Annotated in this window: 15 protein-coding genes; 4 read left to right on the top strand and 11 right to left on the bottom strand. The window is 48.2% G+C overall.

Features of this window, described 5'->3' with window-relative positions; all coding sequences use genetic code 11:
- Nucleotides 1–92: 92 nt before the first annotated feature.
- The 6 genes from cysK to KUA50_RS09045 all read right to left on the bottom strand — a co-directional run bounded on the left by cysK (nucleotide 93) and on the right by KUA50_RS09045 (nucleotide 5,498).
- On the bottom strand, nucleotides 93–1,040 hold the full coding sequence (gene cysK / locus KUA50_RS09070; protein WP_218457640.1) for a cysteine synthase A: 948 nt from the start codon (nucleotides 1,038–1,040) through the stop codon (nucleotides 93–95).
- A gap of 200 nt (nucleotides 1,041–1,240) precedes the next feature.
- Entirely contained in the window at nucleotides 1,241–2,536 is a 1,296-nt protein-coding gene (locus tag KUA50_RS09065) for an O-acetylhomoserine aminocarboxypropyltransferase/cysteine synthase family protein (protein WP_218457639.1), read from the bottom strand.
- 383 nt (nucleotides 2,537–2,919) lie between these two features.
- A complete protein-coding gene (locus KUA50_RS09060) occupies nucleotides 2,920–3,813 on the bottom strand; it encodes a hypothetical protein (RefSeq protein WP_218457638.1) in 894 nt (297 codons plus the stop codon).
- A 63-nt stretch (nucleotides 3,814–3,876) separates the two neighbouring features.
- On the bottom strand, nucleotides 3,877–4,323 hold the full coding sequence (locus tag KUA50_RS09055) for a DUF6108 family protein (RefSeq protein WP_218457637.1): 447 nt from the start codon (nucleotides 4,321–4,323) through the stop codon (nucleotides 3,877–3,879).
- A 64-nt stretch (nucleotides 4,324–4,387) separates the two neighbouring features.
- Entirely contained in the window at nucleotides 4,388–4,981 is a 594-nt protein-coding gene (locus KUA50_RS09050; protein WP_218457636.1) for a hypothetical protein, read from the bottom strand.
- A 16-nt stretch (nucleotides 4,982–4,997) separates the two neighbouring features.
- Complete coding sequence (locus tag KUA50_RS09045; protein WP_218457635.1) at nucleotides 4,998–5,498, bottom strand: RNA polymerase sigma factor; 501 nt, start codon at nucleotides 5,496–5,498, stop codon at nucleotides 4,998–5,000.
- Between the two features lie 154 nt (nucleotides 5,499–5,652).
- On the opposite strand from KUA50_RS09045, the gene KUA50_RS09040 reads away from it, so the two are divergent.
- The gene (locus tag KUA50_RS09040; protein ID WP_218457634.1) at nucleotides 5,653–7,233 is read left to right on the top strand and encodes an L-lactate permease; all 1,581 of its coding nucleotides are present in this window, start codon (nucleotides 5,653–5,655) and stop codon (nucleotides 7,231–7,233) included.
- Between the two features lie 109 nt (nucleotides 7,234–7,342).
- On the opposite strand, the gene KUA50_RS09035 is transcribed toward KUA50_RS09040, so the two are convergent.
- Entirely contained in the window at nucleotides 7,343–8,287 is a 945-nt protein-coding gene (locus tag KUA50_RS09035; RefSeq protein ID WP_022111285.1) for a DMT family transporter, read from the bottom strand.
- Nucleotides 8,288–8,406: 119 nt separating this feature from the next.
- Here KUA50_RS09035 and KUA50_RS09030 point away from each other — a divergent pair, with 119 nt between their 5' ends.
- Both KUA50_RS09030 and KUA50_RS09025 read left to right on the top strand, forming a co-directional pair.
- Nucleotides 8,407–9,225 (top strand): AAA family ATPase, encoded by an 819-nt coding sequence (locus tag KUA50_RS09030; protein ID WP_218457633.1) that lies wholly within the window; start codon nucleotides 8,407–8,409, stop codon nucleotides 9,223–9,225.
- Nucleotides 9,226–9,255: 30 nt separating this feature from the next.
- Nucleotides 9,256–10,254, top strand: a complete 999-nt coding sequence (locus KUA50_RS09025; RefSeq protein ID WP_218457632.1) for a DUF4435 domain-containing protein — start codon at nucleotides 9,256–9,258, stop codon at nucleotides 10,252–10,254.
- Nucleotides 10,255–10,393: 139 nt separating this feature from the next.
- Here the strand turns inward: KUA50_RS09025 and KUA50_RS09020 are convergent, their stop codons facing one another.
- From KUA50_RS09020 to dxs, 4 genes are all read right to left on the bottom strand, one after another.
- A complete protein-coding gene (locus tag KUA50_RS09020; protein WP_218457631.1) occupies nucleotides 10,394–11,356 on the bottom strand; it encodes a type I phosphomannose isomerase catalytic subunit in 963 nt (320 codons plus the stop codon).
- Nucleotides 11,357–11,592: 236 nt separating this feature from the next.
- The gene (locus KUA50_RS09015) at nucleotides 11,593–13,050 is read right to left on the bottom strand and encodes a TrkH family potassium uptake protein (protein ID WP_218457630.1); all 1,458 of its coding nucleotides are present in this window, start codon (nucleotides 13,048–13,050) and stop codon (nucleotides 11,593–11,595) included.
- Complete coding sequence (gene trkA / locus KUA50_RS09010) at nucleotides 13,047–14,390, bottom strand: Trk system potassium transporter TrkA (protein ID WP_218457629.1); 1,344 nt, start codon at nucleotides 14,388–14,390, stop codon at nucleotides 13,047–13,049. The genes KUA50_RS09015 and trkA overlap by 4 nt, the downstream gene beginning before the upstream one ends.
- Nucleotides 14,387–16,285, bottom strand: a complete 1,899-nt coding sequence (dxs, locus tag KUA50_RS09005) for a 1-deoxy-D-xylulose-5-phosphate synthase (protein ID WP_218457628.1) — start codon at nucleotides 16,283–16,285, stop codon at nucleotides 14,387–14,389. The genes trkA and dxs overlap by 4 nt, the downstream gene beginning before the upstream one ends.
- Nucleotides 16,286–16,596: 311 nt before the next feature.
- Between dxs and KUA50_RS09000 the strand changes: the two genes are divergently transcribed.
- Nucleotides 16,597–18,003, top strand: a complete 1,407-nt coding sequence (locus KUA50_RS09000; protein WP_218457627.1) for an aminopeptidase C — start codon at nucleotides 16,597–16,599, stop codon at nucleotides 18,001–18,003.
- Nucleotides 18,004–18,101 lie beyond the last annotated feature (98 nt).

Below are 18,101 nucleotides of genomic sequence, written 5' to 3'. Positions count from 1 at the left end.
TAGCGAAAAGCAGGTTGGGGGAATTATAATGATTTCGCTTTCTTTATGGAAATCTTCTCTGTGTTTCTGCATCTCAGCGAATGAGAGGCGATTTACAAAGGATACTCCTCGAAAGCATAGAGTACAGTGCTCAAGTAACGCTCACCTGTATCTGGCAAGAGGGCTACGATCTTCTTGCCCTTGTTCTCAGGACGCTTCGCAATCTCGGTGGCTGCAAAAGCTGCAGCTCCTGATGAGATTCCTACCAGCAAACCCTCGGTCTGAGCCAGGTCACGACCTGCCTTGATGGCATCATCGTTCTGGATATCCAATACCTCATCGATGTATTCAGAAGAGTAAGTCTTTGGAATGAAACCGGCTCCGATGCCCTGAATCTTGTGAGGACCGCTCTGTCCGCCGTTCAATACAGGCGATGTGGCTGGCTCTACGGCAATCACCTTCACGTTAGGATTCTGCTCCTTCAAGTACTTGGCAATACCCGAAATGGTGCCGCCTGTTCCTACACCGGCTACGAAGATATCAATCTCGCCATCAGTATCAGCCCAGATTTCAGGACCCGTTGTAGCATAGTGCTTGGCTGGGTTGGCTGGGTTGGTGAACTGTCCTAAAATCACAGAACCAGGGATGGAATCTCTCAACTCCTCGGCAGCCTTGATGGCACCCGGCATACCGTCTTTGCCGCTGGTCAATTTCACCTGTGCGCCGTAAGCCTTCACCAAGTTTCTGCGCTCGATACTCATCGTCTCAGGCATGGTGAGGATGAGGTGGTAGCCCTTCACGGCTGATACCAAAGCCAATCCTACACCTGTATTGCCACTGGTAGGTTCAATGATGGTAGCTCCCGGTTTGAGGAGTCCCTTCTGCTCTGCATCCTCGATCATGGCGAGGGCTACGCGGTCTTTTACGCTTCCGCCTGGATTGAAGAATTCTACCTTAGCAATTACAGGAGTCTCCAAACCCTTGGATGCTGAATACTTACCCAATTCTACCAATGGGGTCTTACCGATTAAATCAGTAATCTGTTTATATATCTTTGCCATAATTTTTCATTTCTATTTTGTTATTAATAAATCAATAAGAATGTAACCATAAAGTAAAAGAATTAGCAAGTCTCTTTCTGTTTTAAGTCGTCTAATCTGCTTATTCTTTTCTTTCCTGTTTGTGAATAGTATACTGTATAATTCACTTAGAACACCAAAACTAAAAATTATTATATATACTATATGTGCCATGTTAAACTTTACTTAACATACGTAAATGCCTCGTCGAGTGCCTCGATCAGGTCGTCGATGTTCTCGATACCGATGCTCAATCGAACAGTAGAAGGATAGATGTGCTGCTCCTCCAACTCCTCTGGGCTCAACTGAGAGTGGGTGGTTGTTGCTGGGTGGATAACCAGTGACTTCACATCGGCAACGTTAGCCAACAATGAGAAGATGCGCAGGTGGTCGATGAATTCCCATGCCTCTTTCTCGCCGCCCTTGATATCGAAGGTGAAGATAGAGCCTGCACCGTTAGGGAAGAGCTTCTTGTAGAGCTCGTGGTCTGGATGAGAAGGAACGGCTGGGTGATTAACCTTAGCCACCTTAGGATTGTTCTCCAGATATTCTACCACCTTCAATGCATTCTGAACGTGACGCTCTACACGGAGGCTCAATGTCTCCAAGCCCTGAAGAAGAATCCAGGCATTGAATGGAGAGATGGTAGCACCGGTATCACGAAGGATGACCGCACGGATACGGGTTACGAAGGCTGCTGCTCCTGCTACATCTGCGAATACTGCACCGTGATAAGATGGGTCTGGCTTAGCGAGGGTAGGGAACTTGTCGGCATTTGCCTTCCAGTCGAACTTACCGCCATCTACGATGACACCACCGAGAGAAGAACCATGACCGCCGATGAACTTGGTAGCAGAGTGAACCACGATGTCGGCTCCGTGCTCGATAGGACGGATGAGATATGGAGTGCCGAAGGTATTATCGATAATCAATGGGATGTTGTGGCGATGAGCAATCTCTGCCAACTTATCGATATCAGTTACATCAGAGTTAGGATTTCCGAAGGTCTCTGCATAGAGAGCTTTGGTATTGTCCTGAATGGCTGCCTCTACCTGCTCGAAGTTGCGAGGATCTACGATGGTGTAGCTTACACCCTGTGTGGATAATGTATGAGTGATGAGGTTATAAGTACCACCATAGATGTTGTCGGCAGCTACGATGTGGTCGCCATTCTGAAGGATGTTCTGCAGAGCGTAGGTTACTGCGGCTGCACCAGAAGCAACTGCCAAACCGGCTACACCACCTTCGAGGGCAGCTACACGGTCTTCGAATACGTCCTGTGTAGAGTTGGTCAAGCGACCATAGATATTACCTGCGTCACGGAGTCCGAAGCGGTCGGCAGCGTGCTGAGAGTTGCGGAACACATAACTTGTGGTCTGGTAGATAGGCACCGCACGAGCGTCGGTAGCTGGATCTGGATTTTCCTGACCTACATGCAACTGAAGTGTCTCAAAGCGAAGTTTCTTTTCTGTACTCATAATCTATGTCCTTTCTTTTTTAAATTTTACGTCAATATGTTCTTATTCATTTATATAAATTTGTCGCCCAGAAATCAGATTGATGTTCTCTCTGAAAGACATTCTGATGTCTGTCTGAAAGTCATCATGCTGTTTGTTCTGATTGACGTTGCAAAGGTACGACGATTTTTTGAGTTTAGAAATCGCACATGAGTAGTATTCCTGCTACCATGTTTGTGGTATTCGGGCATTTTTTAGTAGAAAAATGGGCAAAATTACCTAATTTGGCCGTGTTTTGTTACCTAATTTGGCCATTTTAAATTCCCTAATTTGGCCGAACAAAAAAATGTCCTCATCTGAAAGGGGGTATCAGATGGGGACAGTTTCTGTTATATTTTGCTACATTATAGTCTAAATCCTAAGCCGATGGTCATCGGGTAGCACTCGGGAGCCTTGGTCTTGTTGAGCAACGGGGTTATTCCGGCACGGGCGTAGAGCATCACTCCTGAGTAGCCGGCACGGGCCTCGAGGTTCACGCCGATAGGGTTGAGGTTGATATCGCCCGTTTCGGTATGCTTGTGCTTTCCGATAAAGTAGCGGGAATGCTCGTGCCAGCGGTATTCTACCGATGGACCTAACGCCAGGAATGCATCATGGCATCCTATGCGCTTCTGCCACTCCAGCATGATAGGCAGGCGGAGCACATTGTAGCTGATATAGCTTTTCTTCAGCGTCTCGCCTTCTATTGGAGTCATTGCCGATACCCCGTTTTCGGTACTTAATACATAATTTTCCTTGAAATGGTGGTGCACCTGTCCGATGGAGAGAGAGGAGGTGAGCGCCATTTCGTAGGAAAGGCGGAAGCAGAGACTGGTGAGGGTGATGCCCCATTCCCACGACTTGGAGTCGCGACTGTGCATCTCGTTGTTGCCTCCCATGCTTCCCCTGCTGCCTGGCAACTGGCTGCAGCCGAAGAAGAAGGTTGGATAATGACTCTCCAGACTGCGCTTGCGCTTGCTCAAGGTCTGAGGGATGAAAGGCGAGGTGATAAATACCTTTTCTACTTCCTGACCATCTACGAATTGGGTTTCGGAAATCTTGGTCATCTCGTTGCCGTTCATCTTATATATCTTCACAGAAGTCTGTTCACCATCCTGCTTGATGACGATGTTCTGGTCGTTCACTCTGATTGTGGTGTCGTTAGCCTCTACAGAGGCTGGTGCACAGTTGCTGTTGGTTTCAGCAAGGGCGAAGGCTGGCATCATGGCAGCCATCATCATTACGTTTTTGATATTCATAATACTATATTTTATGTTGTTTCTTATTCTTATTGAGAGGATTCCTGTAGGAAGATGTTGCTTCTATCTTCTGGAATAGCAGAGTTTCATGATATCTTCGGGCGACAGGTTGCCTTCTATATAAATCACGGTTCCCTTGCTTTTACTCGGGTTACTGAAGAGGATGAAGCGGTTGTCGCCATTACTCAAGGGTGCCATCATGTAATAGCCGCTCACCATCTTGCCATTCTCCACCACCTCTCTGATTTTTTTCGCAGCCTTGCGGTCGGACTTCAGATAGTGGGCTATTTCCGTGGCATGGTACTTATATACCAGGCTCTTGTATATCCTGAGCTTGTAACCTTTGAGTTGCGTATTCTGCATCGTAACCATCTTGCATCCCTTGGCGTGTCCGAAGCGTTGGAATATACTTTTTACGTACAGCCCCTCCTGGGCATTAGCCGAAATCGAGGCTACCACGATAAGAAGCAGTCCGATGAAGAAGCGTTTTATCAAGTTGCATCGTTTCATATTCTATACCTTATTATATATATTATACTATAGTTTGATTGATTGTTTCATCTAAAAGATGAATTTATTGTTTCATCATATTCAGGGCACTGAATGGATCTTCGGAATCTGCCGAAACATCTTCCAGGGCATCCAGGGCTTCGTTATGAACGAACTCCTGGTCGGTATAAACCTTTCCATCGATAACCGCATAACATTCAGGCTGAGGCTGGGCTATCTTCTGGATGCCCACAATCAGAAATGCGATGATAGCGGCTGCTGCCACAGATGTGCCGAAATATTTGAGCCATCTGCTGCGAGAAGCTTCCTTCTTTGTAAAAGTTTCCTTATTTGGAGAAGTTTCCTCTTCCTTTCTTTCTTTCTTTGGGATATTCTTTTCTTCATCTTCTAGAATATCCTCCTTTGCTATTTCCTTCTTTTCTTCTTCTTTTAGAATTTGAGAAAGATTCATCTGTTCGAATCCGATATAGCAGAAAAGGGCGCGATAGGATTCCCATTCTTCAGGAATATCATTGCCATGCTCTTCGAAATATTTTCTGAGCGTTGCCTCTTCCTCATTGGATGTGGCACCATCCATATACTTGTCGAGCAAGTCCTGTATTGTCTTGAATTCATTGATACCCTTGAATTCATCGATTCTTTTTATTTTATCGTTCATCTTCTTTCCTCCTTCTTTATTTTGTTCTGTTCTGTTTCACGATATTCATATAGGTCTCTCTGATTTTGAGTCGGGCTCTGGAGAGATTCTTTCGGAGATTATCGGCAGTACATCCCGTTATCTGCATGATTTCATCGGCAGTATAGCCTTCTATCTCCTTTAGGCGGAATATCTGCTGCTGTAAGGGCGGGAGCTGTGCCACTATCTGCTTGATGAGGTTTACCTCGTCCCGTTGCTCTGCCCGCCGGTCTTCTATGGGTACATCCATCACCTTGTCTGTGGTGAAGTTCCGCTCCTCATGTCGGCACTGGTCATAAAACTTGTTGCGCATGATGGTAATGGCGAGCGCCTTGAGGTTATCTTCTGCCTTGATGTTCTGGTGCATGTCCCACAGCCTGAGCATGACTTCCTGCACGAGGTCTTCGGCATTGTCGTCACTCTCAGTCAACCTTAGTGCATACGCTTTCAAGTTGCTGCGCATCGGTAGGATGATATGGTTGAATTCTTCTGTTCTCATAACCTTTACATTCTATAGACGTATGAAATTGAAAAATCGGACATCTTATAAAAGATTTTTTCAAAAAATGCTTTCTTTTTTCAAAGAAAAATGTTATTTTTGCAGGCATACATATAAAATCTTACAATCGAAAACATTAAAAACTGAATGGTTTATGGCATCAATAGTTTCTATTATTCCCATCGTGTTGCTGTTCATCCTGATGCTCGGCTTCAAGATGGCAGGTCATAAGAGCGCCTTGCTGACGCTCGTGGTTACCATGTTGCTTGCTCTCTTCGCAGCTTCGCCGCTGGGCATGATAGCTCCGGAACATGCGGAGGATAGCGTTATCGCCCTGACGGGATGGGCGGTGGTGGAAGGCATCCTGAAGGCGGTGTTCCCGATTCTCATCATCATCCTGATGGCTATTTATAGCTATAATATCCTTGTGGAAAGCAAGCAGATTGAGGTAATCAAGAAACAGTTTACGTCGATTACCGATGATAAGGGACTGCTCGTACTGCTCCTCGTATGGGGCTTCGGCGGACTGCTCGAAGGTATGGCGGGTTTCGGAACAGCGGTGGCGATACCTGCTGCCATCCTCATCGGACTCGGATTCAAACCGATGTTCTCGGCTCTGGTGTCCTTGATCGGTAATACCGTGGCTACGGGATTTGGTGCCGTGGGCGTACCGGTTACTACGCTCTGCAATGAGGTGGCTGAAAGCGGATCGGCTTCGGCAGCACAGATTTGCGAGACTTCGGCCTTCGCCATTATCCAGCTGGCACCTCTCTTTATCATCCTGCCTTTCATCATCCTGACGCTTACCGATAAGCACAATCTTATCAAGAATCTCATCATCGCCCTTTTGGTGGGCGGAATTTCCGTGGTAGTGCAGTTTGTATGCGGCTATTATCTCGGTTCGGAGACTCCAGCCATCATCGGTTCGTTGGCTGCCATTATTGCCATCATCGCATACGCCAAGGTGTTTGCCAGAAAGAGCAAGGTGCAGGATAAGGAAACCTTCACTCTCAGCGAGAGCCTGAAGGCATGGAGTGTTTACCTCTTTATATTGATATTCATCCTGGTTTCCGGAGCGCTCTGTCCTCCGGTCAATGCTTTCCTCAAGAGTCATCTGGTAAGTGCGGTTCATCTGCCTGTGCTCGGCAGCACCTTTAAGTTTGGCTGGATTTCCAATGCGGGCTTGATGCTCTTCCTGGGTGCTACGATCGGTGGATTGATACAAGGGTTGAGCCTCAAGAGACTGATGGTGATTCTTGCCCGTACTACGGTGAATCTGCGCAAGACGGTGGTGACCATTTGTTCGCTGATAGCCCTGGCGAGCGTGATGAACTATTCGGGAATGATTACTTCCATCGCCTCTGGATTGGTAGCTGTGACGGGTGATTTCTATCCTTTGTTTGCTCCGATGATTGGTGCCATCGGAACTTTCGTAACGGGTTCTGATACCTCTTCGAATATTCTCTTTGCCAAGCTCCAGGCTCATGTTGCCAACCAGTTGGGCATGACGGGACAGAGTACATTCTTCGGTATGGAGGGCGGTCAGGAGAACTGGCTGGTTGCCGCCAATACCACGGGAGCTACGGGTGGCAAGATGATCAGTCCGCAGAGCATCGCCATCGCTACTGCAGCCTGCGATATGGAGGGAAAGGATGGAGAGATTCTCCGTTCGGCTATTCCATACGCCCTGTTGTATATCGTATTGGGCGGACTGATGGTTTACTTCGGTTGCTGATATTCTTTTCCTTATAAAACAAAACTGTCCTCATCTGTTATCTCAGATGGGGACAGTTTCTGTTTATAAATTGACATTAAAGCCTTAAATCATTTAAGCTTTCCATCATTTACGCATGTCTCTTTTCGAAAGCGAGACTGTGGTCGTGACGGTCGATATCATGCTTAGACTTGCTCTTCACTACGAGCCATACACCCGAGAAAACGAGCAGGGCTGCTATTGCCTGCATACCCTTGAACACGGCGAGACCCACGATGACACTCACGCTCACCGATACCAAAGGCTGCACATAATTATATACACTCACCACGGTAGGGCGCAGCGTTTTCTGTCCGATCATCATGCAGATGTAGGCCACGAAGGTGCCAAAGAATATCACATAGCCCGTCTCCCACCAAGTGCTCATCGGAACTTCAGCGAATGGAATGGCTGATACATGACCGATGGTGAATGGCCAGATGAAGAGCGTGGCCCAGAGAAACATCCACTTGTTGATGGTGAAGAGGGAATACTTCGACAGTAGATTCTTGAAGAGCGAGAGGTAGAGCGCAAAAGAGAGCTGAGCCGACATACAGAGCAGATCGCCCCAGATGTTGCCCACCTTCGCATTGCCCGCCGTGGCACTTGTCAGGATGATGATGCAGGCACCCGCACAGCCCATCAGCACACCGAGCGCTTTCTTCCAGGTGATAGGTTCCTTCAGGATGAAGAAGGAGAGAATCATCGCAAAGATAGGCATTGAAGTAGTCATGATGCTGGAGTTGCTCGGAGAGGTCATATTCAGTCCGATGGTATAGGAACACTGGTTGAAAACGAGGGCGAAAAGTCCTGCTGCAGCAAACATGAAGATATCTTTTACCGGTACGTGCTCCTTCTTGGTGAAGAGAGAAGCGAGCCAGAAGAGAATGGCACCGCCCAATACACGGAAGCTCACGAGGTCGATGCCGTCGATGCCGTGGAGCATGGCATCCTTGCCTACGGGAGCCATCAATCCCCAGAATGCACCGGAGCAGAAAAGACACAGGTGGGCGATGAGAGGTCGTTTGTTATCCATTTTTCTTTATTTATATTAAATTAGTCGATATTTATCGTTAAAATCGGGTGCAAAGGTACTAATTTTCAAGGAATTTTGCTATATTTGCGGTAGAAAATTTAAAAATAGGAGATATTCTTATGCAGAAATACGCTGATTATATCAAACAGATTGAGATAGACTCTCTTTGGAGTGGTACCAAACATATTCTTTGGAACCTCGACCGCCGTGTCAATATCCTGAGTGGTGTAAACGGCGTGGGCAAGAGTACTATATTAAATAAGGTGGTGAAGGGCCTCGCTGCCGGTGGGGAATTCCCGAGCCACATGATCAAGGGGGTGCATCTCAAGGTGGAGCCTGAGGAAGCCAAGTGGATACGCTACGATGTGATTCGCTCGGTGGATAGGCCGCTGATGAATGCCGAGATGCTCAACAAGATAGACCTCACGCTGGTCACCGAGCTCGACTGGCAACTGTTCCAATTGCAGCGCAAGTATCTCGACTATCAGGTGAACATCGGCAATCGCATCATCGCCGTGCTGCAGAGTGGTGATTCTGATGCAGCCGCCAAGGCACAGAAACTGAGTGAACCGAAGAGGATGTTCCAGGATATAGTGGACAGTCTCTTCAAGGATACGGGCAAGACCATCGTGCGCACAGCCAACGAGATCCGCTTCGATCAGATAGGCGAACAGCTCATGCCTTACCAGCTCTCTGCCGGCGAAAAGCAGATACTTGCCATCCTCCTCACCGTGCTGGTGGAGGACAACCTGCCTTACGTGCTCTTCATGGACGAGCCTGAGATCAGTCTCCACTTCGAATGGCAGAAGCAGCTCATCGGACTGGTGCTCCAACTGAACCCAAACATCCAAATCATCATGACTACCCACAGTCCTGCCGTGGTCATGGATGGATGGACGGATAAAGTCACCGAAGTGAATGATATCACCATCAAGTGAATTCTTCACTCATCACTCTTCACTTAAATTATGGCTAAACGTTTAACCGATAATATCAATTCCCTATACTTCGAGGCTGCCAACAGGATGACCTCGAAGAAGGCGAGACGTAAGATAGTGGCTTACGTCGAGAGCTATGATGACGTATTCTTCTGGCGGTCTGTACTTGGTAAGTTTGAGGATGAAACCCGCTATTTCGACATCATGCTGCCTTCACGCAACCAGCATCTGGACCGTGGCAAGAAGGCTGCGGTATCGAGCATGCTCAAGGGAGTGGGCAAGGATATGATAGCCTGCGTGGATGCCGACTACGATTATCTCCGACAGGGCACTACCGAGGCTTCGCAGATGATGCTCGAAAATCCATACATCTTCCATACCTATGCCTATGCCATTGAAAACTACCAGTGCTATGCCAAGGGACTGCACGAAACCTGCGTGATGGTGACGCTCAACGACCATCGCATCTTCGACTTCGAGCATTTCCTGGAAGCTTATTCCCGTACGATATGGCCCCTCTTCGTTTGGCACATGCTTTTCTACATCCGTTTTCGCAAGATGTCGATGCATTTGGATATGGCTGAGTTTGACAAGGTGATTGTGCTGCCATCCGTACGAATCAGAGACCCTCAATGGGCGATAGACTATCTCGCCAAGAAGGTGAGGGCAAAGCTCTTCCAACTGGAGCGTCATTTCCCGAAGCACAAGACCTACCTTCCCGAAATGGAAACTTATCTTCGCAACCTCGGGGTAACTGAGACCAATACCTATTTATATATACAGGGTCATCATCTCTTCGACCTGGTGGTGAGTCCTATCGTGCAGAGTGTATGTGATGCCCTGCGCAACGACCGCGAGAATGAAATCCGTGACCGTGCCATCCATTCCGAGCAGGCTCGCACCGAAATGGCATGCTATGAGAATAGTCTGGGCAAGGTAAAAATGATGATGAAGAAGAATACCTTCTACCAGTTTTCTCCGGAATTCCAGAAGATACAGGCGGATATCGAGGAGTATTTGAAAAGGTAAAAAGGATTTTTAAAGGTAAAAAGGTAAAAAAGTAAAAGGGTAAAAGGGTAAAAGGAGCCTGGCGGGATGTCATCTGCCTGCTTCCTTTTTACCTTTTTTACTTTTTACCCTTTTACCTTTTTACTTTTTTACCTTTAAACTATACGTATGTCTCCAGGAACTTCAGTGTTCCTTCTACCTTCAATGTCTGGGTAGAGGCAGGAACTACAATACTTTCACCGCCCTGGAGCGTAATCTCATTACCCTCGTTGTCGGTTATCTTAGCCTTGCCCTTCAGACCAATCAGAATCACGAAACTGTCCAGTTCGGAATAGTCGAGCGTCATAGGCTCATCGAGATCATAAACGGCTGTGGTGAAGTATGGACACTCTACCATGCCTACACCCTCGTTCTTCTTCGGTGTATAGTGCTGGCGATAGTCTGGCAGCACGGTATAGTCGATGCACTCAGATGCTTCCTTGGTGTGGAGCTGGCGATAGTTGCCGTCCTTGTCCTTGCGCTTGAAGTCGTAGATGCGGTAGGTCACATCGCTGGTCTGCTGGATTTCAGCCACGAAACAACCGGTGCCGATGGCATGAATTCTGCCTGCAGGAATAAAGAAGCAGTCGCCTTCCTTCACGTCATACTGAGCCAGTGCATCCGTGATGGTATCATTTTCCACCATCTCCTTGTACTGCTCCGGTGTAATCTGCATCTTCAAGCCGTTGTAGAGCTTGGCATCCGGTTCGCTTGGCAGCGCATACCACATCTCGGTCTTGCCACGCTCCTTGCCCTGCCTATGGGCAATCTCATCATTAGGATGCACCTGGATAGAGAGGTCGCTGTTGGCGTCAATAAACTTGATGAGCAATGGAAATTCATTTCCGAAACGCTTGTAGTTCTCCTCCCCAAGGAAACTTCCCTTGAGTTCTTTCACTACCTCATTGAGGCTCTTGCCCTGCATCTCGCCATCAGCTACGATGCTTTCATTGCCTGGTACTCCAGAGATTTCCCAACTTTCTCCCACCTTCTCCTGCTTTACGTCGAGATGTTTGAAAGCGATAATCTTACTGCCACCCCAGATGGTGGATTTTAATAGCGGTTGAAATTTTAATGGTTTCATGTTGTATGAAATTTATTTAGTTGATAAAAATGTGCATGTGCACTGAATTCTCCCAAGGCAATCCGTCGTGTCAGGATATCCGCTCTGATGGGGAAATGCCTTTCCGACTTTATACCTTATTATATATATAACGCTTTTCTTCAGAAAACTACTTAGTTAAAATATTGTTATTCTTCAGAAAACCACTTAGTTTAGTAAGCACTTTTGTTTCCTTTATCCGACACTCATTCCGTATCTTAGTTCTCCTTCCAGAACGCCGGAGTAAAGATTACCAGCACACTGAAAATCTCAAGACGACCAATCAGCATCATCAGTGAGCAGAACCATTTAGCCAGGTCGGGCAGTTCGCTCCACGACATGGTAGGTCCGATTTCCGTACCTAAGGTAGGTCCTACATTACCCACGCAACTCAGCGTGATGGTGATGGCATTGGTATTGTCGATGCCCATCGCAATCATCGTGAAGGAGATGACCAGACAGATGATGAGATAGGTGGTGAGGAAGGCGAGCAGGGTGACACGCTTCTGCATCGGCACGTTGACACCGTCTATCTTCAGTGGCAGCACGGCATTCGGATGCAGAATTTGGCGGAACTCATTCTTCACCATTCTCACGAGCATCACGCCACGGATACATTTCAGTCCACCGCTTGTACTGCCCGAGCACGCTCCGAAGAACATACATGTAGCCAGGATAACCCAGGTGACATGAGGCCAGAGGGCGGCATCATCATTGAAGAGACCTGTGGTGGTGATAAACGAAACCACCTGGAATACGGCGCTGCGGAAGGCATGCTCCAGGTCGTAATTGCGCAGCGTAACCAGTTCTATCATGATGAAGGCGGTGAATGCCATGACAAGTAGGGTATAGAACTTGAATTCTGAATTCTTGAACAGATCCTTGATCTTGAACTTGATGACTGCTGCATAGAGCAGCGTGAAATTCACGCCCGAAAGGAAACAGAAGAAAGCACAGATGTATTCTAATGCCGGCGAATGGAAGAACTCAGTACTGCTGTTGTGAGTAGAGAAACCTCCCGTAGCCGTGGTGGTCATCGCGTAGTTGAAACTGTCGAAGAGATTCATTCCCGCTATATAATAGGAGAGGATGCAGGCGATGGTGAGCACCAGGTAGATACTCCAGATCCATTTGGCAGAGGTGGAGAGACGGGGATGCAACTTAGACTTGATGGGTCCCGTGGCCTCTGCCGCAAACACCTTGGTCTGTCCTCCGACAAGCGAAGGCAGCAGGGCGATGGTGAAGAACACGATTCCTAATCCGCCTATCCACTGGGTGAGCGACCGCCAGAAAAGCAGTCCGTGGGGGAAACATTCCACATCGTCGAGGATGGTGGCTCCCGTGGTGGTAAATCCCGACATCGTCTCGAAGTAGGCATCCGTAAAACTGTGGATGTAACCGCTGATTATGAAGGGCAGCGTGCCGAAGAGACTGAAGACAATCCAGGAGAGCGAAACCACGAGGTAGGCATCACGGCGCGACATTGTATTGTCGGCTCCATGACCTCTCCATTTCAATATCAGTCCGCCTCCGATGGTGGTAAGTGTAGCCACGATGAAGGCAAAGATGTCGTCCTGCTGATAGTAGAGAGCTACCAGCAGACTGATGAAGAGCAGGAATGCCTCGATGAAGAGGAGCTGTCCTAAGATCTTATATATCAGTTTACTGTTTATCATATAAAGTACTTCTCAATTTTCTTCATGTTGATGTTGTGGCAGAATACCATCACGGAGTCGCCCGGTTCTATCTGTGTATGTCCGGAAACGAGCATTCCCTCGCCCTTGCGCACCAGTCCACCGATGGTTACACCGATAGGCATGCCGAGGTCTTTCACTGGTTTTTTGGTTACCTTCGAACCCTCCTTGGCGATAAACTCAGCCACATCGGCATTGGCACTCATGAGGAAGCGCACGTTCATCACGTCGGCATCGAGCATCATCTGGTAGATATAGCTTGCTGCTATCGCCTTCTTATTGATGATGGTACCGATATCGAGACTCTCAGCCATGCTTACGTAATCTACGTTTTCCACCGCAGCCACGGTCTTTCTCACTCCCAGTCGCTTGGCGGTGAGACAGGCAAGAATATTGGTTTCGGCATTGCCGGTGAGTGCCACGAAAGCCTGAGTGCTCCTGATGCCCTCCTCGGTAAGCAGCGGAATATCGCGACCGTCGCCATGGATGATGAGCGTCTTCCGGTCGTCGAGGATGTCATTGAGATATTCACATCTGTGTTCATCTATCTCGATAATCTTGGTCTCCATATACTCCGGCATCTTCTTCACGGCTCTCACGGCAGTACGTCCACCGCCCATGACCATCACGTTCTTCACATCCACATAATGCTCCTTGCCCACAATCTTGCGGATGTATGGGATATAGTTGCGGGTAGTCATGAAGTAAGCCAGGTCGTAGAGCTTCAGTTCATCATAACCGCCCGGGATGATAGTTTCGCTGCCTCGCTTGATGGCCACCACATGGTAAGGGTCGTTGGGACCGCTGATGTCCTTGAGCGGCTTATTGAGAATCTCGCAGGTTTCGCGCAGTTTGATACCCAGCATGATGAGGGCGCCATCGTGCACATCCCATCTCTGGCGCACCCAACTCATCTTCAGTCCGTTGTTGATATCCACGGCGGCCAGCATCTCCGGATAGATCAGCTTGTCGATGCCCAGTTCGCGGAAGAAATCCTGTGCCTGCTGATCCATGTATTCCGGATTATCCACCTTGGCAACGGTGCGCTTGGCTCCGAGTTTCTTGGCAAGGATGCTGGAAGTGATGTTCTTGCTCTCCAACGGCGTTACGGCGATGAAGAGGTCGGCATCCTGTATGTCTGCATTCTGCAAAATTTTCAGACTGGTAGGCTGTCCCAGCATGGTGAGCAGATCATAGTCAGAACCGATGCTGGCGAGTCGTTCCTCGCTATCATCAATGAGCGTGATATCCTCCTTGCTTCTGGAGAGTAATCGGGCCAGATGGGTACCTATGGCGTATGCGCCTGCAATAATGATTTTCATTTTTGATTTTCTATTGTTTTTCTGATGGACTCATTGTCCAGACCGATGATTTCTCTCAGCTGGGCTACGGTTCCATGTTCTACAAATTCGTCTGGAATACCCATCCTCGTTATCTGCGGACGGTATCCGTGGTCGCTCATCCATTCCAGTATGGCAGATCCGAATCCTCCCTTTCTCACTCCGTCTTCGATGGTGATGATGCGGTCAAATTTCTTTGCGATTTCTTCGAGCAGCGCTTCATCGAGCGGTTTGAGGAATCGCATATCGTAGTGGGCAATGCTCAATGCAGAAGCCGTTTCTATTTCAGCAATCACCTTTTCCACATCGTTTCCGATAGGTCCCAGAGTAAGTACCGCCACGTCATCGCCGTCTTTCAACTTGCGTCCGGTGCCGGTCTTGATTTCCTCCATCTCGTTCTTCCAATCTACCAGCACGCCCTTGCCTCTCGGATAGCGAATCACATAGCTGCCCTGTCCCGGGAGCTGGGCTGAGTACATCAGATTGCGCAGTTCATGCTCGTCCATAGGCGATGCGATGGTGAGATGGGGTATCGGGCGGAGCGCTGCCAGGTCGAAAGCACCGTGGTGGGTAGGTCCGTCTTCGCCTACCAGTCCGGCACGGTCCAGACAGAGTACTACAGGCAGATTGAGCAGCGCCATGTCGTGGATGATATTATCATAGGCTCTCTGTGCAAACGAACTGTAGATATTGCAGAAAGGTTGCAGTCCGTCCTTCGCCATACCTGCAGAGAAGGTCACGGCATGTCCTTCTGCGATACCCACGTCGAACACGCGGTCTGGCATAGCCTTCATCATGATATTCATCGAGCAACCGGTAGGCATGGCAGGTGTCACACCCACGATCTTCTGGTTTTTCTCCGCCAGTTCGAGCAGGGTATTTCCGAAAACATCCTGGAACTTAGGAGGTTGGTTGCTGGTATCAGCGATGATACGCTCTCCTGTCTCCGGGTCGAATTTGCCCGGCGCATGCCAGATGGTGGCACTCTTCTCGGCAGGTTCATAACCCTTGCCCTTGGTGGTATGGAGATGCAGGAGCTTAGGTCCCTTCATGTCCTTGAGCTGCATGAGAACCCTTACTACCTCCTTCACGTCATGACCATCGAAAGGTCCGAAATATCGGATGTTCATTCCCTCGAAGATGTTCTGCTGATGGCTGAGTGCCGACTTCAGTGCATTGTTGAGCCGTATGATGCCCTTCTTGCGGTCTTCATTGAGATAGCCCTTGGAATGGAGCCACTGTGAAGCCTTGAAGCGCAACTTGTTGTAGGTCTCGTTGGTGTCGAGATTGAGGAGATATTTCTCCATACCTCCCACCGCCCGGTCGATACTCATATCATTGTCATTCAGGATGATAAGCATGTTGTTGGGGGTGCTGGAAACATTATTGAGTCCCTCGAAGGCAAGTCCGCCACTCATGGCACCATCGCCTATCACCGCCACGGTATGTCTGTCTTCCTTGCCCGTCTTCTTGGCTGCCACCGCCATACCCAACGCTGCTGAGATGGAATTGCTGGCATGACCGCAGGCGAAGGTATCATATTCGCTCTCTAAGGGTGAAGGGAAAGGACGGATGCCGTGCAACTTCCTGTTGGTGCAGAAAGAATCGCGGCGACCGGTCAGAATCTTATGACCATAAGCCTGGTGGCCCACATCCCAAACGATGCGGTCCTCAGGAGTATTGAATACGTAATGTAGGGCTACAGTTATCTCGACTACGCCAAGTGAAGACGCAAAATGACCAGGATTTACGGCTACCTCGTCGATGATGTCTTCCCTCAGTTCCTTGCAGACTTGGGGAAGTTGGTCAATACTCAACTTCCTCAAATCGTCTGGGTATTTTATCTTGCTTAAAAGACTAAACTTTTCTTGATCCATGTGTTCAACTCGTGAATAACTCTGCAAAGATAATGCTTTTTTGCTAATCCTAATCATATTTATCCCGATAATTTCGGTTTTTCAGTTTTTTCTTTGTATTTTTGCACAGAAATGTTGTCTTTTGGTGGGGGAATTGTATCATAAAAGCATAAAAATGCTTTATAAAGTCATGGTAAAACATGATCAAGCAATATATTAAGGTATGATGATGGCAAGTTAATTGCAAAATAATTGCAAAAAATAAGGAAGACAGTACCCCAATCTATTCGTAAAAACGTAATAATAAACAAATAACACATATATATTATAATATGAGAAAAAATGTAATCTTGATGGGAGCCTTGCTGATGGCTTCTATGTCGATGATGGCGCAGACCGGTAAGGGAGGCATCTCTGCCCAGATGATCCAGCAGATGGAGAAATCACAGAAGGGCGGTATTGCCGAGAAGGCTCTCTTCAATGCCATCGCCAATAATAATATCGACGACCTGGTGAAAAATCCTGCCAATGCTGCTGCCGTGGATACTCATTTCAGTATCGAGACTCCGCAGCAGTCTATCCACAACCAGTTGAGCTCTGGCCGCTGCTGGATGTTCAGCGGTTTCAATGTGCTTCGCTCTAACTTCGCCCTCAATGATAAGCAGGGTAGAGTGGTGGAATTCTCACAGGACTATCTCTTCTTCTACGACCAGTTGGAGAAGGCCAACCTCATGCTGCAGGGTGTTATCGACCTGGGCAAGAAGGATATCGAGGACCCTCAGGTGCAGTTCTTCTTCAAGAATCCGCTCAATGATGGCGGTACTTTCTGTGGTGTTGCCGATTTGGCAAGTAAGTATGGTCTCGTACCAATGAGTGCCCAGCCTGAGACTTTCTCAAGCAACAATACTTCCAAGATGAGCCGTCTCGTAAGCAGCAAGCTCCGCGAGTATGGTCTGGAACTCCGCAAGATGGTGGCTCAGGGCAAGAAGTCGGCAGCTATCCAGGCTCGCAAGAACGAAATGCTCGGTCAGGTTTATCACATGCTGAGTCTTACTCTCGGCGAACCGGTAAAGGAATTTACCTATGCTTTCCGCGACAAGGATGGCAAGCAGGTTGGCGAGGCGAAGAAGTATACTCCTAAGAGTTTCTATGAGGAAACCGTAGGCAAGGACCTGAACGGTACCTTCCTGATGGTGATGAACGATCCACGCCGTCCTTATCACAAGACCTACGAGGTGGAATACGACCGTCATACTTACGATGGTCACAACTGGAAATACCTGAACCTGCCGATGGAGGAAATCGCTAATCTCGCCATCGCTTCACTCAAGGGCGGACAGAAGATGTATTCCAGCTATGATGTGGGCAAGCAGCTCGACCGCAAGCGTGGTTATCTGGCTACCGACAACTTCGACTATGGTACTCTCTTCGGCACTTCCTTCGGTATGGACAAGGCTCAGCGCATCTCTACTTTCGACAGTGGTTCTACCCATGCCATGACCCTCACCGCTGTGGATCTCGATGCCAATGGCAAGCCGGTCAAGTGGAAGGTGGAAAACAGTTGGGGTGCTGACAATGGTTTCTCCGGTTGCTTCATCATGACCAACGACTGGTTTAATGAGTATATGTTCCGCTTGGTAGTAGATAAGAAATTTGCTTCTGAGAAGTTGCAGAAGGAGTTCGATCAGAAGCCAACCATGCTGACTCCAGACGATCCTTTGTTCCAGTTGGAAGATTAGTCTTGAAAAATAATAGGAGTATTCTCGGAATAATAGAACAGTTCCTGATGTAATAGGAAAGTTCTCTAAGTAATAGGAGTATTCCTGATTAAAATAGA

The organism is Segatella hominis (genome assembly GCF_019249725.2).
Lineage (GTDB): Bacteria > Bacteroidota > Bacteroidia > Bacteroidales > Bacteroidaceae > Prevotella.
This window is presented reverse-complemented; position numbering and strand designations above follow the sequence as displayed.